Source organism: Legionella quinlivanii, assembly GCF_900461555.1.
Classification (GTDB): Bacteria; Pseudomonadota; Gammaproteobacteria; order Legionellales; family Legionellaceae; genus Legionella_C; species Legionella_C quinlivanii.
This window is the reverse complement of sequence record NZ_UGOX01000001.1, coordinates 1,551,061-1,569,491: the sequence shown is the minus strand read 5'-3', so window position 1 is coordinate 1,569,491 and position 18,431 is coordinate 1,551,061. Positions and strand designations below refer to the sequence as shown.

Sequence of the window (18,431 nt, the reverse complement as noted above, 5' to 3'; positions counted from 1 at the left end):
TTATTTAGCGTCTTCCAAAAGACTAAAGTAATCATTTTCACAAAATTGATGCATGATCCTGGCCGTAGCACCCCATACAAATTTGCTTTCATGAAGAAATCGAATAGTTTTGAATGTTAAGCCCCCTTTTTTAAACTCAATTTCCTGATAATTAGCTTGTATGCAGATCTGATCAATCGGAAGCATAAATAGTTCAGAGACCTCTGCAGCATTGAGCGTGAAAGGCTCTATTGAATTAACGGAGGCAAACCATGGGTGAATAATATAACCGGTCAGAGTATGCTCTTTTTCCATTGGACAAATTAATCGAACCCGCTCAGCTGTAATACCCAGTTCCTCACGCAACTCACGTAAACCGGTGTCTTGGAGGCTTCGATCCTCCTCTTGCCAACCGCCGCCAGGAAAACAGATTTCCCCCGGGTGGCTGCGCAGAAAAGGATTGCGTATAGTCAGCAGCAATGATTTACTCTTTTCTTCAAAAAGAACGATGACCGACGCTATCTTATTTTCCATTCTCTAATAATCCTTTCAGGATGGGATTAATTTTAATAAAACACTCATCATATTCCTTATCACACTCTGAATCTATTACGATCCCACCACCTGCGGCAAACAAGAGTTTATTCCCCTTTGCAGTAATTGTCCGAATAGCAATATTCGTATCAAATCGCCCATGCCTGGAGAAATATCCAATGCTTCCACAATAAACCCCACGGCCAAAGGCTTCACTTTCAGCTATTACTTTCATTGACTCTAATTTGGGAGCCCCTGTTATCGAACCTCCAGGGAAACAGGCCCCAAACGCTTCAAACATGCCAATATCTTCTCGGCATTCCGCTTCAATATGACTGACTAAATGATGAACGCCTTTATAGCTTTGAAGTTCGCATAACTCAGTAACCCTGACGCTGCCTTTTTTAGCAATTTTCCCAAGATCATTTCGAAGTAAATCCACAATCATTATATTTTCAGCACGATTTTTTTCAGAATTTATCAATGCCAGTTTGACTGCATCATCGTTCGCTTCATTCTCATCATTCCTGGCAGTACCCTTTATGGGAGAAGTCCTTAATTTACCTTGTTTGTAAGTAAGAAAGCACTCGGGGGAAAATGATAAAATATCTGCGTTTTCAAGCTTAATGAATGCTCCGTAGGGAACAGGATTTAGTGCTCGAATTGCTTGATAAATGGCATAACTATTGCCCTCATAATTCAGAGAAAAGCATTGAGTTAAGTTGGCCTGATAACAGCGGCCTTGAAATAGCGCTTCCTGAATAAAGCCAAACGAGTTTTGATAATCGTCATAGGAAATAAATGAGCTTAGGGGGAGCTGAATTTTGTAATCACCATTCGTAGCGGCCTCCTTGCCTGCCTCCACCCATAATTCCGCCATTGCAGCGGCTATTTCCGAAGTTTCCTTTCTGGTATTGGCAGTGAATAAACTCACTTTTTTTAAATGATGATCAACTATAATTGCCCAATCATATAGCCCCAGGTGAAATAATGGCATCCCCTCCATGTCAGGGTGGGTTTTCATCTCTATTCCGGCGAGCTGACAAGCCAAATCATAGGAAAAATAGCCTATTGCACCTCCCTGAAATGGCAAATCGCAGTTTGAGTAGACAGGCGGTAACAAAGAATCGAGATAAATGAATAGATTACTTAAATCCGATAGGTGCTTTTCGTTAACAAGGTCATAAGGGAATGCTGTCAGAATATCAAAACGGCCGCGAAGCTGATCTGCGCTTTCAATAAGCACAAAGCCAGATAATTGACTAAATTTACCATAGTTATGACATAAATTTGACGGATAAGATAATTCTAATATATTATAGTCGAACAAGTTACATCCTTTTTGTACAATTTAACCTAATAATGATAATTTAAATTGAAAAAGGATTCCATTAAATTTCTCAACTATCAACTGCATATGAAAGTAAGTTTTCTAAAGGTTATACCGAATTCTGCCCTGCTCTGGGAGTACGATCCTGAATCCAATACAGCCGAGTATCTTTTTAAGACAGAAAGTGATCTGCTTAAAGTGGTGACACCCCGAGCCGCCATTGTGGACGCGATGAAACAAATTAATGGGATCCGACTAGAGGACAGCCGAGCGGTCATTGATGATGTAAAGGAATTTATAAAAACTTATCCGATTCTGGAAGTACCAATGCCACAATCAGCTCCGGAAAAGACAGGTAAAGCGTCGGACATAGAAAAAACAAATCTGCCCGGTTTTTCCATGTTCAAACGCAACACCTCAACCCGTATCCAGGGAAGCAAAGCCGCCAAAACCCAGAGGGCATCTTTATCACTGGAAACCTATTCAGAAAACAGAGAGCGAACAAAGAGTCAAATCGCTGATACATTATCTGAAGACTCCCGTCATTCTGTACAGTTGCCAATTATGCGCCAAAGTTCGCCCTTGAAACCGCTTGATGCTGCCGCGCTATCCGCTAAAGCTTCCTACATCCCCGGAAGTTTTAATATCGACACAATCATTCCAAAAGACAGATCACCTGAAGCCTGGCGCCAAACCCTGGTGTTTCTTGATGCGCTTGGTGAGAAAACAACTAAAGACAAACAAAAAAGTGCTATGCAGCTGTTAAGAGATGAGCAGGATATCATCAAGGAATTACACCTAATCGAGATGAGCAAATTATATGAAATAAAAGGGGCACTCATCCGAAAACTTAAAAAATTTCTCGAAATTATTGAGAACGCTTTACAGCAGGTCGATCCTAAATACTCTTTTCCCGCAACAATCTTTTCTTATTTTCGAAAAGCCATTGTTGAAGCGATGGTAAATACAGAGGAAAATCTCAAAGCCTATGCAGAGATTAATGCCAGAACCAGCAAATCCAAATCAGAGGCGGCGCGATTTATAAAACGCCAGGCTGAAAAATCGGAACTTGTAATGGGTCGCTTATTAACTTTTCATTATTTTACCAGCTCTGAATTAACTCAGATCCAGGACGATAATCTATCGCTGCAATCTTATCTTGCACAAGTCAAAATCAAACTTAAACCCAAACGTCAGAAACTTAATTTATTACTAGCTGGAATGACTCAGCTTATTCTTGAATCTCTTGAATATGAATGGATGTTCAAAAAAGAAATTGAACATATTTCAAATGAGTATTCTAAACATCCTCTGCAAATTGAAATTGCCATGCTTGAATCCGAAAAAGATGGACAGGCGCATTGCATGTACTCTGTTTATGCTTTGATCAAAGGGGCTCTTTCACCTCCGGAATTACATAAAAAATCAAATAGCGAACTGGATCGCTTTACTTTTTCATTAATGGGCGAGCTGATAAATTATGTGCATTTGCAATACTATTGTGCCTCACCTTTTGTTGGCAATATCATCTTAAAAGGAACATGGAAAGACGAGCATAAAGACCCCAGGGATTTCTATATTTATGAGGACTTTGCAGTGCAATTAAGAAGCTCTTTAAAAGCGCTGGTAAACCCCATCCTTTATTCAAATGGTAAATATGCCTTTCCCTCGGAAGAAAAACGATTCAACTTGGTAAATGATTCTAAGGAGGAAACAGTTCCTTTTAAAACACTTTTGCTAAATCACCTCACCCAGAGCATCGATAAGCTCATCATAAACGCCTCAGACCAGATAGTTTCTGCTGCCAGCAATTCTGACCTGAGTACTGAAGAGACAGGAGTATATGAGCCGGCAGAAAAGGAAAGCGCTTCATTAGCCCTTTAGATAAAACTGTTTCAAACAAGGATGGTTTTTAAGAGAAATAATGAGTATTCTATGGCGATATGTTGTGAACAAGGAGAAATTCCGTGACAACAGTCGCCCAGTTTGAAGTACAGTTTAATCAGTGTATTAATGAAAATGGCGAGGCTTGCGCTGCTTTGCCTGACTTTGCGAAAGAGGATCACATTCTGCAGGATCTCTACCGTATTATGGTAAGAACACGCATTTTTGATCGAAAGGCTATCGCGCTACAGCGTACCGGAAAGATGGGAACCTATGCTCCTATCAACGGCCAGGAAGCCATCTCAACGGCCATAGGCCATGCCATGCGACCGGAAGACGTGCTTGTTCCTTATTATCGCGATTATGCCGCGCAATTCCAGCGTGGTGTAAAAATGTCGGAAATTCTTGCTTATTGGGGTGGCGATGAACGTGGGAGCCATTTTGCCAATAACAAGGAAGATCTCCCAATTTGCGTGCCGATCGCGTCACAATGTCTACATGCAACAGGCGTGGCTTTTGCCTTTAAATATCGACACCAACCCCGTGTGGCCGTAACCTGTATCGGCGAAGGCGGTACATCGGAAGGTGATTTCTATGAAGCTATGAACGTCGCCGGCACCTGGAATCTTCCCGTGGTTTTTATCGTTAACAACAACCAGTGGGCTATTTCAGTACCCCTTTCCAAACAGACAGCAACAGAAACTGTCGCGCAGAAAGCGATTGCCGCTGGCTTTGCAGGCGTACAAGTGGATGGCAATGATGTATTAGCCTGCAGGAAAGTCATTGGCGAGGCCATTGAGAAAGCCAGACGCGGTGAAGGACCAACGCTCATTGAAGCATTGACTTATCGTCTCTGTGACCACACCACAGCAGATGACGCAACACGCTATCAACCACAGGATGAAGTAGACGCAGCAAAACCCAAAGAGCCTATTAGCAGATTCCGTCATTTTCTTGAAGAAAAAAAATTATGGGATGCAGCCCGCGAAGAGCAGCTCACTATTGAGGCCAGCGCTGAAGTACAGGCCGCAGTCGATGAATATCTTGGTCAGAAAAGGCAGCCGATCACCAGCATTTTTGATTATCACTATGAAACCTTACCCGATTATCTGATTGAACAACGCGCCATTGCAATGGAGGAAGCAGACAATGCCTGAAATTACCCTCATAGAGGCAGTTACCCAAGCTCTGGCTTATGAATTGGCGCATGATGAGAACGTCGTTGTCTTTGGTGAAGATGTCGGAAAAAATGGCGGCGTGTTCAGAGCCACTGTCGGTCTTCAGGAGCGTTTTGGCGAAGATCGCGTTTTTGATACGCCTCTGGCGGAGTCAATGATTGCCGGATTATCCGTGGGCATGTCGGTTCAGGGGATCAAACCCGTTGCTGAATTCCAGTTTATGGGCTTCATTTATCCTGCATTTAACCAAATTCTTTCTCATGCGGCGCGTATGAGAAATAGAACGCGTGGCCGTCTGCATTGTCCGATTGTTTTCAGAGCTCCCTTTGGCGGCGGTATTCGTGCCCCTGAGCATCACTCAGAAAGCACTGAAGCCCTTTTTACTCACATACCCGGCTTGCAGGTGGTGATTCCATCCTCCCCCAGAAGAGCCTATGGCTTATTACTAGCAGCAATCAGAAATCCTGACCCAGTAATATTCCTGGAACCCAAACGTATCTATCGCCTGGTGAAGCAACCTGTTGAAGATAACGGTGAAGCGTTGCCCATTGGAAAATGCTTTACCTTGCAACAAGGAAGCGATGTCACTCTGGTCAGCTGGGGAGCCAGCATTCATGAAACCATGCAGGCTGCCAAACAATTACAGGAAGAAGGGATTTCCTGTGAAGTGATTGATGTGGCGACTATTAAGCCTTTGGATATTGAAACCATCATTAACTCGGTCGAAAAAACCGGGCGCTGCGTGATTGTTCATGAAGCAGCAAGAACCTGTGGGGTTGGTGCAGAGATATCAGCACAATTAATGGAAAATTGTCTCAGTGATTTACAGGCGCCTGTGCAGCGTGTTACGGGTTATGATACGGTAATGCCCTATTTCCAACTTGAAAAATTTTACATTCCGAGTGTCCAGCGTATTAAGGACAGCGTACTCAGTATAATGGAGTAATTATGAATATTTTTAATCTACCTGATTTGGGTGAAGGTCTGCCTGATGCTGAAATTCATGAGTGGTTTGTAAAGGAAGGCGACCAGGTCAAACTGGATCAACCGCTGGTGTCAATGGAAACTGCGAAAGCAGTAGTAGATGTCCCCTGTCCTCAGGACGGTACCATTGTTAAATTATTTGGTAAACCTGGCGATGTGTTGAAAACCGGCACTCCTTTAGTTGCATTTGCTGAGACAACCGCAGCGAGAACTGACAAGGGCACCGTGGTGGGCAATCTCGAAGAGAGCCATGATGTCAGTGAAGATAATTTTACCATCGGCTCAATCAGTCCCTCTGCATCGGATATTAAACGCCCTAAAGCGACTCCTGCAGTGCGCGTTTTAGCTAAAAAACTGGGCGTGGATCTGTGCACCCTTGCTGGCACAGGTCAGCATGGGATGATAACACGTGACGATGTGGAACGCGCAGCAAGCCCTAAATCAACTTTACCCGAAGGATTTGAACCTTTACGTGGTGTACGACGTGCGATGTTAAACAGCATGGTTCAATCTCATCAGGTTATCGTACCGGTCAGCATCTTTGATGAGGCCGATATTGAAGCCTGGCAGCCCAATCAGGATATTACTGCTCGTCTCATTCGTGCAATAGCCGATGGGGCAAAAAAAGAGCCTGCCCTCAATGCCTGGTTTAACACTGAACATTCTGCTCGTAAATGTTTTGAAAGTGTTCATTTGGGTCTGGCAATGGATACAGAAGATGGATTGTTTGTGCCAGTTATTCATGACGCAGATAGAAAATCTGCTCAGGAGCTAAGAACCATCATCGATGAATTTAAAAAATCAGTCCGTGAACGAGCTGTTCCCGCAGATAAGCTAAAAGGAGCAACGATCACCCTGTCAAACTTTGGAAAATTTGCGGGTAAATTCGCGAGCCCGATTATTGTTCCACCAATGGTTGCTATTTTAGCCGTAGGTCGTTTGTACAGCGGAGCAGTTGCCACAAATGGGCAAGTAAAATCACACCGATTACTGCCTCTTTCTCTAAGTTTTGATCACCGGGCGGTAACTGGTGGAGAAGCCACCCGCTTCCTGGGTGCTGTGATTGAATCATTACAAAAACCGGAATGATTTAGCTAACTTCGTACCGCGGCTTGCTTGCGGTACTACCCCCTCTGCCTACGTACCATGACTTGCTTGCGGTACTACCCCTCTACTTATTACGTACCCCGACTTGCTTGCGGTACTACCCCTCTGCTTACGTACCCCGACTTGTTCGGGGTATCCAGATCAAATCGGCTGATAAACACAAATCTAAACACAAATCTTTTTCCAAGCATTACTGGATACCCCGAACAAGTCGGGGTACGTAGAGTTATTTTGAATGAAATAATCGAATGTCGGGCGAAAGCGCCCGATCTACGTTTAGACTGTATCACCGAACCATTTTATGATGAGTATCCAAAATTACAAGCGCTTGTCGTGCGTCCGCTTGTCCCGCTGCGGCTGCCCTGTTGATCCATTGCCAGGCTTTCTCTCTGTCTTCAACAACACCTCTGCCATAATAATACATATAACCCACTGCATATTGCGCATCGGGCTGACCGCCTTCAGCGGCAGGCAAGAGGTGAATAAAGGCTTTCCTGTAATTCTCGGCGCGAAAGCAGGCAATCCCTTCATCGAAATTTACAGCTCTGAAACAGGCCGTCTGTAAAAAACAACAAATTAAGAGAATGATTAATTTTGAAACTAATCGCATACTGGCTAATCCTTAAAAAGCGGCTTGACCGGCCCATCAAAATGGAGCTGGTTTTTAGGTAACTTGATGCTCTCTAAAGCACCATTATGCAAAACAACGATATCCTGCTCATTGATTGATTTAATCGTTGCGCCACCCGGTAAGCTATCCCCAATGACATAAAGTCGCTCCTGACCTCCCGCAGAACGTATCAATACCTGTGAGGCGTTTTTTTCCGGCGAATACATGATTCCTACTATCTCAAGATCAAGCATTGATTCTTTAATATCTTGCCCTGATAAATTAACAGGAACATAAACTCCAAACAATGCTGCCTTAAAAATAGGGGACTTTTTATTCAGCTCTTCCTGGCTCGTTCCAGGTTTGACCCTCTCAATATTTAATTCAGCAGAACTCTGCTCCTGAGAATTTATCGCAAGAGAGTACATTTCAGTCAGGAATAAGCCCAGGAAAATCGTAAACAGAAGGATTGCGATTAGTTTCACCGGCTCGCCGAGCAGTTCGGAATTTAGTTTGGTCAGCCTCACAACACTCTGATAGATTGAAATAATTACCCTAGTTTAAATTAAACAGCATCCGGTTTAAACTGCAAAAACGAAATTTAGCCCTCATTATGCTGATTTCTATTCCGACGATTGAGAAGAAGCAGGTATCTGGGCTATATTGAACAAATAACAGGATATTTTTGCCAAGGACTTGCAATGCAAACACAAAATGAAGCACCTCACGTTCGATTAGCTACAATGTCTCGCTGGTATGTCGTCTCAAGAGCCATTCATGCCATTGCTTCGCTTGGAATTGCAAATTGCATGACGGAAACACCCGTCAGTGTTAAAGAAATTGCAGCAAAGAGCGGCACAGATCCCGAACTTCTAGGAAGACTTATGCAGTTTTTAAGCTCCTATGGCTTATTTGAATATCAGGCACCTGACGCCTATGCCTTGACGGAGCTATCAAAACCGCTTCGCGATGATGATCCTCATTCTGTGCGGGATGTCTTGCGAATGGTTGATGATAACTGGTGGGATGCTTTTTCAATGCTTGATCACAGTATAAAAAATGGTAAATCAGCATTTGAACATAAACATGGCGAAGAGTTTTTTACTTTTCTCAGCAATCATGCTGAAAAGCAGGCAAATTTCGATAGAGGGATGGCAAAACTCTCGACCTACGATGATGAGCCCATTGCGAAATGCTACAACTTTGGCCAGTTTCAGTCTATGGCTGACATGGGAGGCGGACGCGGTGGAATGGCAAAGGCCATTCATAAGCATTATCCAGAACTATCCATTACCGTATTTGATACTCCGTCAGTTATTGATCAGCTGTCAAACTCTGACTTTCCTTCAGAGATACAATTACAGGCCGGGGATTTTTTTGCCGAAATCCCCTTGGTAGATGCCTATTTATATAAAGGGGTTCTTCATGATTTTAATGACGAAATGATGAAAACCATTCTCACTAATTGTTATCAGCGCATGCCGCACTCTTCCAGGTTACTGATTGCAGAGCAGGTGATGCCAGTTAATAACCTGCCGCATCCTAACAAAACGATGGATATCGTGATGATGGTATTATTGGATGGCAGACAACGCTCACTGGCTGAGTGGCAACAATGCATTGAACCAGCAGGCTTTGAATTTGTGAGCAGCTATCCAACTTCCAGTGTGTTTACTTTGATGGAATTCAGACGAAAGTCCTGACATTAAGGAAAGCCATTACCCTCTCAGAAACGATAGTAATGGATTTCCTTTCGATTGAATCGATTTGGCTCATAAGCTCTCAGCTCGATAGTGCATTCTCCTGACTCTATCTCTATCAGATAAAAACTGTTTCGATCATCGCAGGTTCGTTGGCATGACAAAGACCCAGCATGCAGCAAAGCGAACGACTCCTGGTCATTTTTTTCGAGAAAGCTGACATTCGCATAATGCAGATGTCCGGTGCAAATCAGATGAACAGCAGATTTTTTAAGTGACTTAATAAACTCGCTTGTGTTGCTTAATGGCCTGTGCAAGCCCTCAAAATGCTGAAAGTTGTGATGAAAAAAAAGAATATTCAACTTATTTGCGGCCTCACTAAAATAAGTTTCGATTTTCTTTAAACTATCCGAAGAAAGCTTACCATCTTTTATACTGTAAGGATTAACGCTATTGAGTCCCAGAATGCGCACGCTTTCATTTTCATAGCTCACTTCCATCGAATTTGAAATAAAATGCCGGTATTTATCGAACGGGGTAAGAAAACGCTGAATTAAATCAAATGCAGGAACATCGTGATTTCCTGGAACAATCAAAATCTTGCCTGGCAGACGGGAAATGAAAGCTTTCAGATCACGGAATTGTTCAGAGCGGGCGCGATGAGTCAAATCCCCGGAAATTATAATAATTTCTGGCTGGATGGCAGCCGCTTCTATCAAAAAACCATGTATTATTTCCTGTCGATGTAATCCAAAATGTAAATCGGATATGTGAATAATTTTCATGAGCTAACCAGCAAGTTTAGTGAGTCGGGTAATAATTGATATTTTAATGGCAAACTCATTTTATGAGCATCACCATCCAGAGATACACTGATTTCTTTATATTTTTCAATATTGATTTCTAAAGGATAACTGCTGCAGGTTGCTTCAAAATGATTATTGTTTCCCATCAATACATCGAAAATCTTGGTAATCTCTATTCTTCCATGCTTTAAATAATAAAGTCCCAGCTTATGTTCATTGAAGCTTTCACGAACGAATTTAACGGGAAACTCCCAGCTATAACAATTATTACTAATCATAATAAATGATGACCTAAGGCGAAGATCCATTTCTTCACCGTTAAGCCTGATGCTGTATGTTTTATGAGTGCGCAGAGCGTGTATAAAACTGGGTATATAGCCCAGCCATTTATTAATCCGTTTAGCATAGGAGTCTCGTTTTTTTGCAAAGCGCGGATAAAATCCGATGGAAGAATTATTTATAAATACATGGTCATTGACCTGAGCAATATCAATTTTTTTAACAACAGGAGAGTGAAGAGCACTAATGAGCTCATCAATCGTTGTTGTCAACTCTAACTCTCTGGCAAAATGATTCAAAGTCCCTAAGGCCAATACGCCCATTGTGGTAGTCGAATTGACTAGCAACTGGGCAGCACTGCGAAGCGTTCCATCGCCACCTCCGATTAGAATTAACTCATATTTCTGCTGACAGAGTTTAATAGTGCCCTCGAGAGACTCTGGCGCTACCGAAAAATACTGATACTGGAATCCTTCCTCCGACAAGCGCGATAAATAGCTATTGATTTTCTGTGCATTTCGCGCCTTTTCGTTAACAACGATAGCAAAATGTCTGGTATCCAGATTACTCATTGTTTATACAGGTCGAAACGAACGGTTAGAAGGAGCATGCTTTCTCATCCATGAAATTTAACAGGTATTATTAAGTGTAATCGAATCGTTGTCAGTTATCGAGTGTCCATGACCTCACTGCCGTTACGTTAAAAAGCTTTAAACCCACCCTACGTCCCTCGGCCGAGGGACGCAGGTAAATATCTTAAGGCCGGCCATTAATTATGGCAGTGAGCCATGACCAGGATCCTGAATTTTAGCGAATTAAATCAAAGGTCTGCTTTTTACCACACTGTCAAGCTCAATCAAGCATTCCAGTAAAGGTTTCATTTGATCCAGCGGCCAGCTATTGGGGCCATCGCTTAACGCCTGATCAGGATGGGGATGAGTTTCCATAAAAATTCCCGAGATCCCTGCAGCTACTGCCGCACGCGCCAAAACTGGAACAAACTCTCTTTGCCCTCCCGAACTGCCATTATTACCGCCTGGAAGCTGTACAGAATGCGTTGCATCAAATACAACAGGACAATTGGTTTCCCGCATGATTTGCAAAGAGCGCATATCAGATACCAGATTATTATAACCAAAAGTAGCACCGCGCTCGCAAACCATGATCTGCTCATTACCACAAGCCTGAGCCTTGGTTACCACATGCTTCATTTCCCAAGGCGCCAGAAATTGCCCTTTTTTTATATTAACCGGCTTATTCATTGCAGCTACTTTTTGAATGAAGTTGGTCTGACGGCAAAGAAATGCAGGCGTTTGCAGCACATCAACAACGCTGGCCACTTCAAGTAAAGGCGTATCTTCATGGACATCAGTGAGTATGGGTACTCCAACCTCTTTTTTTACCTTTTCAAGAATCATAAGCCCCTTTTCAAATCCTGGCCCTCTGTAGCTGCTCAAAGAAGATCGATTGGCTTTATCAAAAGAAGATTTATAAATAAACGGCAAACGGAGCTGGCTGCAAATCTCTTTTAAATAACCCGCAGTTTCCAGAGCAAGCGATTCACTTTCAATAACGCAAGGGCCTGCAATTAGAAATAAGGGAGCATTTAATCCTGCTTCAAAACCACAAAGTTTCATAACTTATCCTTTTTTTGAGAATAGCTTCTGGCTGCCAGAACAAAGTCTTTGAATAGCGGATGCCCATCACGTGGAGTTGAAGTGAATTCCGGATGAAACTGGCAGGCTACAAACCAGGGATGGTCAGGTAATTCTATCATTTCAACCAGCATTCCATCAGCCGAACGGCCTGAAATGCGCAAGCCTGCATCGGTCAGGTGTTCAATGAAATGATTATTGACCTCATAACGATGTCTGTGGCGCTCAACGATCTCATTTTTCCCATATATTTTGCTGGCAAGCGAATCCGGTTGTAATCTACAGGATTGAGCTCCAAGGCGCATTGTCCCCCCAAGATCGGTATGTTCGTTGCGAAGATTAAGGCTGCCGTCTTCATCCATCCATTCACTAATTAGTCCAATAACCGGATAAGGAGTAGACGGATTAAACTCGGTTGAATTGGCATTATCCAAATGAGCCACATGACGTGCATACTCAATAACCGCTGTTTGCATGCCCAGGCAAATTCCTAAATAAGGAATATTATTTTCACGAACATGGCGAATAGTTTCAATTTTTCCTTCAATGCCTCGCAATCCAAAGCCGCCAGGAACAAGAACAGCGTCTATATCGCCTAATGCTTGTACGCCTTGATTTTCAATCGATTCTGCATCGATATAAACAATTTCAACCTTGGTCTGACTATGAATTCCAGCATGACAAAGTGCTTCATTAATGGACTTATAGGCATCATTCAGCTCGGTATATTTCCCTACCATGGCAATTTTAACTTTACTGGTAGGGGCGGACTGTTTGTCGACGACAGCTTTCCACTCATGCAAATCAGCCGCAGGAGGATTTAAGCCCAGCTTTTTAACCACAATTTCATCCAGCCCCTGAGCATGAAGAATCATTGGAATCTGATAAATGCTCTTGGCGTCTTCTAAAGAAATAACGCCTTCAGTTTCAACATTGGTAAATAAGGCAATTTTGGATCGATCTGCCTGCGACAGGGCTTTTTCCGAGCGGCAAATTAAAATATCTGGCTGGATACCAATTGAGCGCAGCTCTTTAACTGAATGCTGAGTGGGCTTGGTTTTTGTCTCACCGGAAGTAGGGATATAAGGCACCAGTGTCAGGTGGATGTATAACGAATGTTGGGCACCGACTTCAATACGCATTTGTCGAATTGCTTCAAGGAACGGCAATGATTCGATATCGCCCACTGTACCGCCAATCTCAATTAATGCAATATCGAACTGATCAGCACCGGCTTTAATACAATGTTTGATTTCATTGGTGATGTGGGGGATTACCTGAACTGTCCCCCCTAAATAATCCCCCCGCCGCTCTTTTTTTATGACCGTTTCATAAATTTTTCCAGAGGTGAAATTATTACGCTTGGTCATTGTGGTACGAACAAAACGCTCATAATGTCCCAAATCCAAATCGGTTTCTGCACCATCTTCAGTGACAAAAACCTCTCCATGCTGAAAAGGACTCATTGTGCCAGGATCAACGTTAATGTAGGGATCAAGTTTGATAAGCGTGACTTTGAGTCCGCGTGCTTCGAGAATAGCCGCAAGAGAAGCTGCAGCAATGCCTTTACCCAGGGAGGAAACGACTCCACCGGTAATAAAAATATATTTTGTCATAATGACCCCGTTACGATGCTCTTACTCTTGATAGAGCGAATTAAAATATTTTGCATATGAACGGGATTTAATTTTAACAAAAAACGTCCATAAATGACACATTTTTATTGAAGCAATCAGGAAAGTTAAGCGTTTGGAACGCTCTGTCAGACAGAGCGTTAAGTTTCATCTATTCAATGGACAACAAATGCCCCAGTTTCTGCTTCTTGACTTTCAGATAATTTCTGTTGGCCGCAACAGGCGGAATCAGCAAGGGGACCCGCTCCGTTACCTTAATACCGTATTTTTCCAAAGCAATTACTTTCTCCGGATTATTGGTAAGCAGTCTTAACGAATCTATACCAAAATGCTTAAGAATCTGATAGGCCATCGCATAGTCACGACTATCAGCAGCAAATCCCAGATTTAAATTGGCTTCGACGGTATCCAGTCCTTTATCCTGCAAAGCATAGGCTTTTAATTTATTTTTAAGACCAATTCCTCTGCCCTCTTGTCTTAAATAAATCAGCAAACCACCTTCCTGTGACAGCTGGGCCAGAGACTGGTTCAGTTGTCCTCCGCAGTCACAACGGCATGAACCAAACACATCCCCAGTAAGACATTCTGAATGAATGCGTACTAGTGGCAGCTTATTCCCTGTTGCCGGCTTTTTTAACAGGGTAAAATGTTCAAGACCATCGATCTGATTATCAAATACGGTCATTTCAAAATCCCCATACTCCTGCGTTGGAATTATTGAGGATGCCGCAGGAACTGCCAGTGTTTCATGCTGTATTCGATAATCAATTAAATCGCGTATCGTTACCAGTGGTATATCATGGCTTAGTGAAAACTCTTCAAGTGCGGCAAGACGGCTCATTGAACCATCATCATTGATTATTTCACAAATCACCGCAGCAGGGACAAGGCCTGCCATTTTAGCCAGATCAACACTGCCTTCCGTCTGGCCCGGTCTCTCCAAAACGCCACCCTCTCTGGCACGCAAAGGGAAAATGTGGCCAGGTGAAATAATATCCTCAGGTCTGGCATCTGGCTTAACCGCTTCTCGAATAGTGTGGGCACGGTCTTTCGCAGAAATACCCGTAGATACACCTTGCGCTGCCTCGATAGAAACGGTAAATGCGGTTCCATAGGGAGAGCGGTTTTTACTTGCCATCATCGGCAATCCCAATCGTTCTATCAAGGAAGCAGCCATTGGCAGGCAAATCAGGCCGCGGCCCAATTTAGCCATGAAATTGATTGCTTCCGGAGTTACATGCTCGGCGGCTAAAACCAAATCTCCTTCATTTTCCCGATCTTCATCATCCATAAGAATGATCATTCGCCCGGCTTTTAATGTTTCTATTGCCTTTTCAATAGTGGCAAATGTCGTCATTCGGTTACCTCTCTTTTCAATTGCAGCAATGATGAAAGCTGATGAGCCATTACACGTGTTATATAATCAAACTCAATATTTAAACGTTGCCCTGCTGACATATAAGGGAATGTGGTATGAGCAACCGTATGAGGAACCAGCATTAAACTAATGCGCTCGTTTTCTACCTTGTTTATAGTCAGGCTGACTCCGTTTAAAGCGATACTTCCCTTGGGCAACAGGAATGCTCTGGCAGGAATAGTAAATTCCTCAACAGTTAGTTCCAGACACTCACCAATCGGTTTAATTGAAGTAAGCGTTGCCATCGCGTCAATGTGACCGCTGACATAATGACCGCCAAATCTTGTGCTTGGCAGCATTGCCCGCTCGATATTCACTTTATCGCCCTCTGAAAGAGTACCTAAAGTACTCGAAGCAAGGGTCTCCGCAGATATATCAAATGAATACTGTTGTCCATGTTCAGGCAGTAAGGTCAGGCATACGCCATTGACGGCAATACTTTCTCCTGCTTGAAAATCACTCTCGAGCTCGGGTAAAGTTAACACCAGGCGTTTTGCCTGATTATTGTCTGTATTGGATCTGACCTCACCCAAGCATTGAATTAATCCGGTAAACATTATTCCTCCTGCCAGTCTATGCACGCTATTACATTGTCCCCCGCGATTTGCCAGTCAATTGAATATTTACGCGATTGAAAGAAATTATCGCCATGATATGCAGAAGTTGCCAGCTGGCCAAGAAAACCGGGTACAATATAAAGATAGCTGCGCTGTGGTAATTTTTGTTCGTGAAATGTTGAAAATAATTTACCGCCAGCCTCCAGCCAAACATCATGAAAGCCCCAAAGCCCTAATTGCTCGAGTACATAAGTGAGATCGATGTGCCCATTGATCATGGGAGAAGGATAATAGCTGCAATTCGGATTCAAATGAAGCGGGGAATGGCTTTCATCATGAAAAATATGGCAATGCTCGGCTGAGGAAAAAATTTTCGCATCATCGGGAATGCTTAGTCTCGTATCAAGAATGGCAATTTTCTTTTTTTTCTCAAAATCAGGCATGCGAGCGTTGAATAATGGATCATCCTTTATAACAGTCATTGCGGAAGTCAAGATCACATCCGTATGCAAGCGATTAAAATGAGTAAAACGAGAACACTCCTCATTGGATAACTGAACTCGAGCGCCCTCCTCGCCGGCTATTTTACCGTCTAGGGTATGTGCGATTTTAGCAGTAACCCAGGGACGCCCTGTCCGTGTCCAAAAGGCATAACTCTGATAAAATTGCTCGATTTCAGGCATTGGCCAGTAGATGACCTCGATTCCCTTTTCCTGCAATATTTGCGTGCTGTTATTGGCGGCAACCAGAGGGTTAGGATCTTTATAACCATAGATCACTTTGCTGATACCAGCAGAAATAATGATATCCACACAGGGAGGTGTGCGCCCCCAATGATTGCAAGGCTCCAGGCTGACATAAAGACTCGCGCCGCGGGCTTGTTCGGCCACTTGCTCCAGCACCGAGCGCTCAGCATGAAATGACCCTGCGCCTCGGTGATAGTCGGACGCCAAAACTTCACCATTCAGCACAACAATTGCACCAACACTGGGGTTGGGTGCGCAACTTCCGCGCCCGATCCACGCTTGTTCAAGTGCGGCGAGCATAAATTGATTGTGCATGATTAAATCAACGAGTTAAAATTAGACATGATATCAAGATCTTCTATTTTTTAGTAGTCTGTGAATAACAGTATACTGTAAATTCAACGCAGGGTACCTATAAACTGTAATCAGGTATAAACTGAAACGATGACCTCTAACAGCGAGAAATCCTTTATGAATGGAAAATCAGGCAAATGCTTACGCCTAGTTTCCCGGTGTCTGATGCTATTAACAGTCGGGCTATTGTCGCCTTCTATTCATTCCTCATCTCCACTCACTCCTTATTCAACCCAGGAGCTGGAGGAGCTTGAGAAAGAATTCGTCCAGCAGATAAATCAGTCTGAAAGTATTGAGCGAAATCCATTGGCCAGTCAGTATATTAATCATATCGGCAAACGACTGGCAAAATTTGCGAAAATTCCAACCCCCTATTTCTTTATTGTCAAATCGAACGAGATCAACGCCTTTGCAGGTCCTGGAGGGTATATTGGCGTCAACACACAGCTGATTCTCTCCACCAGAAGTGAGAGCGAACTTGCCGCGGTGATGGCCCATGAAATCGCTCACGTCCGCCTGCACCATTTATATCGCCTTATTGAACATGAAAAGCAAATGCGTATCCCCATGCTGGCAAGCTTATTGGCTGCAGCAGCTCTGGGCGTTGTAAATCCTACACTGGGCAGCGGCGCCATGATGGCTTCACTGACTGGTTTTGCGCAAGATAATATAAATTTCACACGGGCCAATGAAAAAGAAGCAGACCGTATTGGAATCGATATGCTGATACGTGCAGGATTTAACCCTCAAAGCATGGCTGATTTTTTCAAAAAAATGCAGGAAAGCTCGCGCTATTATTATACTGCCAATGTACCTGCTATTTTACGCACCCATCCTCTGGATGAAGACAGGATTGCTGAGGCGGAAAACCGGATTCCCCATTCGGCCAAAAAGCAATACCCGGACAATCTCGATTATCGTTTATTTAAGGAGCTTATCCGCACGTCGGTTGCAAAAGATAATCGTCAGTTAATGGATTACTATCAAAAAGAATGTAACCGGCACAATTCGGCAACCGCCTGTCAGTACGGCTATGTACTCGCCCTGCTTAACCTGAATCAATACCAGCAGGCAGAATCTCGCCTCCAAAGTTTGCTGGTTAATGACAAAGATAATCTTTTTTATCAGATTGCGATGGCTCGGGCTGAAACAGGCAATAAGCAATACGCTGCCGCCTTAAAACGCCTCGAAGAGCTTCAGGGAAATTACCCGGATAATTATGCTGCCATGATGGCGCATGCCCAGGGATTAATTGCCGCCGGCGATGCTAATCGGGCTACTGGCATTTTACTTAAAGGTTCAAGAATTTTTAAAAGAGACTTACCGCTTTGTGAGGAGCTGGCACAGGCTCAGTCTGCCTCCGGAAAAAAAGCCTATGCCTATTTTACTGAATCTCAGTGTCAGCTTTTACAGGGACGTCAGCGCGATGCCTTACGGAAATTACAATTAGTTAAAACAATGGCAGCCAATGACAAATATTTACTGGCAAGAACCAATGCAATGATCGATGAGATCAAATTTATGCTCTCAGATTGAATTTAGCGAGTAGCCTGGTTGGCGCATTGCCACAACCGGGTTTTGTAACTTGGGCAGCATGAAAACCTGTTACCCGATAAAATCCCCTCTCTCTAACTCTCTCCCCTGAGGGGCGAGAGGACTATAGAGAAGATTCATTTT

17 protein-coding genes are annotated in these 18,431 nt (G+C 43.4%); 6 read left to right on the top strand and 11 right to left on the bottom strand.

Annotated elements, in window-relative coordinates; genetic code table 11:
* Positions 1-513, bottom strand: a complete 513-nt coding sequence (locus DYH61_RS06705) for an NUDIX hydrolase (RefSeq protein WP_058506566.1) — start codon at positions 511-513, stop codon at positions 1-3.
* Positions 503-1,843 carry an aminodeoxychorismate synthase component I gene (pabB, locus tag DYH61_RS06700; protein WP_058506567.1) on the bottom strand — a complete coding sequence of 447 codons (1,341 nt, stop codon included), beginning with the start codon at positions 1,841-1,843 and terminating at the stop codon, positions 503-505. The genes DYH61_RS06705 and pabB overlap by 11 nt, the downstream gene beginning before the upstream one ends.
* A gap of 45 nt (positions 1,844-1,888) precedes the next feature.
* Between pabB and DYH61_RS06695 the strand changes: the two genes are divergently transcribed.
* The 4 genes from DYH61_RS06695 (at position 1,889) to DYH61_RS06680 (ending at position 6,978) form a co-directional block, all read left to right on the top strand.
* The gene (locus DYH61_RS06695) at positions 1,889-3,727 is read left to right on the top strand and encodes a hypothetical protein (RefSeq protein ID WP_058506568.1); all 1,839 of its coding nucleotides are present in this window, start codon (positions 1,889-1,891) and stop codon (positions 3,725-3,727) included.
* A gap of 83 nt (positions 3,728-3,810) precedes the next feature.
* Positions 3,811-4,884, top strand: a complete 1,074-nt coding sequence (gene pdhA / locus DYH61_RS06690; RefSeq protein ID WP_058506569.1) for a pyruvate dehydrogenase (acetyl-transferring) E1 component subunit alpha — start codon at positions 3,811-3,813, stop codon at positions 4,882-4,884.
* Entirely contained in the window at positions 4,877-5,851 is a 975-nt protein-coding gene (locus DYH61_RS06685) for an alpha-ketoacid dehydrogenase subunit beta (RefSeq protein WP_058506570.1), read from the top strand. The genes pdhA and DYH61_RS06685 overlap by 8 nt, the downstream gene beginning before the upstream one ends.
* A gap of 2 nt (positions 5,852-5,853) precedes the next feature.
* Entirely contained in the window at positions 5,854-6,978 is a 1,125-nt protein-coding gene (locus tag DYH61_RS06680) for a dihydrolipoamide acetyltransferase family protein (RefSeq protein WP_058506571.1), read from the top strand.
* 304 nt (positions 6,979-7,282) lie between these two features.
* Here the strand turns inward: DYH61_RS06680 and DYH61_RS06675 are convergent, their stop codons facing one another.
* A complete protein-coding gene (locus tag DYH61_RS06675; protein ID WP_058506572.1) occupies positions 7,283-7,606 on the bottom strand; it encodes an SEL1-like repeat protein in 324 nt (107 codons plus the stop codon).
* Positions 7,607-7,611: 5 nt separating this feature from the next.
* Positions 7,612-8,091: a type II secretion system protein N gene (locus tag DYH61_RS06670; protein ID WP_147287498.1), complete on the bottom strand. Its 480-nt coding sequence runs from the start codon at positions 8,089-8,091 to the stop codon at positions 7,612-7,614.
* Between the two features lie 216 nt (positions 8,092-8,307).
* Here DYH61_RS06670 and DYH61_RS06665 point away from each other — a divergent pair, with 216 nt between their 5' ends.
* Complete coding sequence (locus tag DYH61_RS06665; RefSeq protein ID WP_058506574.1) at positions 8,308-9,309, top strand: methyltransferase; 1,002 nt, start codon at positions 8,308-8,310, stop codon at positions 9,307-9,309.
* A 23-nt stretch (positions 9,310-9,332) separates the two neighbouring features.
* Here the strand turns inward: DYH61_RS06665 and DYH61_RS06660 are convergent, their stop codons facing one another.
* The 7 genes from DYH61_RS06660 to ribD form a co-directional block, all read right to left on the bottom strand.
* Complete coding sequence (locus DYH61_RS06660; protein WP_058506575.1) at positions 9,333-10,091, bottom strand: metallophosphoesterase family protein; 759 nt, start codon at positions 10,089-10,091, stop codon at positions 9,333-9,335.
* Positions 10,088-10,963 carry a diacylglycerol/lipid kinase family protein gene (locus DYH61_RS06655; RefSeq protein WP_058506576.1) on the bottom strand — a complete coding sequence of 292 codons (876 nt, stop codon included), beginning with the start codon at positions 10,961-10,963 and terminating at the stop codon, positions 10,088-10,090. The genes DYH61_RS06660 and DYH61_RS06655 overlap by 4 nt, the downstream gene beginning before the upstream one ends.
* Positions 10,964-11,206: 243 nt before the next feature.
* The gene (gene kdsA, locus DYH61_RS06650; RefSeq protein ID WP_058506577.1) at positions 11,207-12,028 is read right to left on the bottom strand and encodes a 3-deoxy-8-phosphooctulonate synthase; all 822 of its coding nucleotides are present in this window, start codon (positions 12,026-12,028) and stop codon (positions 11,207-11,209) included.
* Positions 12,025-13,662, bottom strand: a complete 1,638-nt coding sequence (locus tag DYH61_RS06645; RefSeq protein ID WP_058506578.1) for a CTP synthase — start codon at positions 13,660-13,662, stop codon at positions 12,025-12,027. Before DYH61_RS06645 ends, kdsA begins: the two co-directional genes overlap by 4 nt.
* Positions 13,663-13,831: 169 nt before the next feature.
* Entirely contained in the window at positions 13,832-15,037 is a 1,206-nt protein-coding gene (gene ribB, locus DYH61_RS06640) for a 3,4-dihydroxy-2-butanone-4-phosphate synthase (RefSeq protein WP_058506579.1), read from the bottom strand.
* On the bottom strand, positions 15,034-15,654 hold the full coding sequence (locus tag DYH61_RS06635; RefSeq protein ID WP_058506580.1) for a riboflavin synthase: 621 nt from the start codon (positions 15,652-15,654) through the stop codon (positions 15,034-15,036). The genes ribB and DYH61_RS06635 overlap by 4 nt, the downstream gene beginning before the upstream one ends.
* Positions 15,654-16,715: a bifunctional diaminohydroxyphosphoribosylaminopyrimidine deaminase/5-amino-6-(5-phosphoribosylamino)uracil reductase RibD gene (gene ribD / locus DYH61_RS06630; protein ID WP_058506581.1), complete on the bottom strand. Its 1,062-nt coding sequence runs from the start codon at positions 16,713-16,715 to the stop codon at positions 15,654-15,656. The genes DYH61_RS06635 and ribD overlap by 1 nt, the downstream gene beginning before the upstream one ends.
* Before the next feature lie 204 nt (positions 16,716-16,919).
* On the opposite strand from ribD, the gene DYH61_RS06625 reads away from it, so the two are divergent.
* Positions 16,920-18,290, top strand: a complete 1,371-nt coding sequence (locus DYH61_RS06625; protein WP_162263988.1) for a beta-barrel assembly-enhancing protease — start codon at positions 16,920-16,922, stop codon at positions 18,288-18,290.
* The last annotated feature ends 141 nt before the right edge of the window (positions 18,291-18,431 follow it).

Excerpts from the sequence above, each read along its gene's own strand:
- DYH61_RS06685 (WP_058506570.1), top strand. The coding sequence starts at position 4,877 with ATGCCTGAAATTACCCTCATAGAGGCAGTTACCCAAGCTCTGGCTTAT.
- DYH61_RS06635 (WP_058506580.1), bottom strand. The coding sequence starts at position 15,654 with ATGTTTACCGGATTAATTCAATGCTTGGGTGAGGTCAGATCCAATACA.
- ribB (WP_058506579.1), bottom strand. The coding sequence starts at position 15,037 with ATGACGACATTTGCCACTATTGAAAAGGCAATAGAAACATTAAAAGCC.
- ribD (WP_058506581.1), bottom strand. The coding sequence starts at position 16,715 with ATGCACAATCAATTTATGCTCGCCGCACTTGAACAAGCGTGGATCGGG.
- DYH61_RS06660 (WP_058506575.1), bottom strand. The coding sequence starts at position 10,091 with ATGAAAATTATTCACATATCCGATTTACATTTTGGATTACATCGACAG.
- DYH61_RS06655 (WP_058506576.1), bottom strand. The coding sequence starts at position 10,963 with ATGAGTAATCTGGATACCAGACATTTTGCTATCGTTGTTAACGAAAAG.
- DYH61_RS06705 (WP_058506566.1), bottom strand. The coding sequence starts at position 513 with ATGGAAAATAAGATAGCGTCGGTCATCGTTCTTTTTGAAGAAAAGAGT.
- DYH61_RS06645 (WP_058506578.1), bottom strand. The coding sequence starts at position 13,662 with ATGACAAAATATATTTTTATTACCGGTGGAGTCGTTTCCTCCCTGGGT.
- DYH61_RS06625 (WP_162263988.1), top strand. The coding sequence starts at position 16,920 with ATGCTATTAACAGTCGGGCTATTGTCGCCTTCTATTCATTCCTCATCT.
- DYH61_RS06665 (WP_058506574.1), top strand. The coding sequence starts at position 8,308 with ATGCAAACACAAAATGAAGCACCTCACGTTCGATTAGCTACAATGTCT.
- DYH61_RS06680 (WP_058506571.1), top strand. The coding sequence starts at position 5,854 with ATGAATATTTTTAATCTACCTGATTTGGGTGAAGGTCTGCCTGATGCT.
- kdsA (WP_058506577.1), bottom strand. The coding sequence starts at position 12,028 with ATGAAACTTTGTGGTTTTGAAGCAGGATTAAATGCTCCCTTATTTCTA.
- DYH61_RS06675 (WP_058506572.1), bottom strand. The coding sequence starts at position 7,606 with ATGCGATTAGTTTCAAAATTAATCATTCTCTTAATTTGTTGTTTTTTA.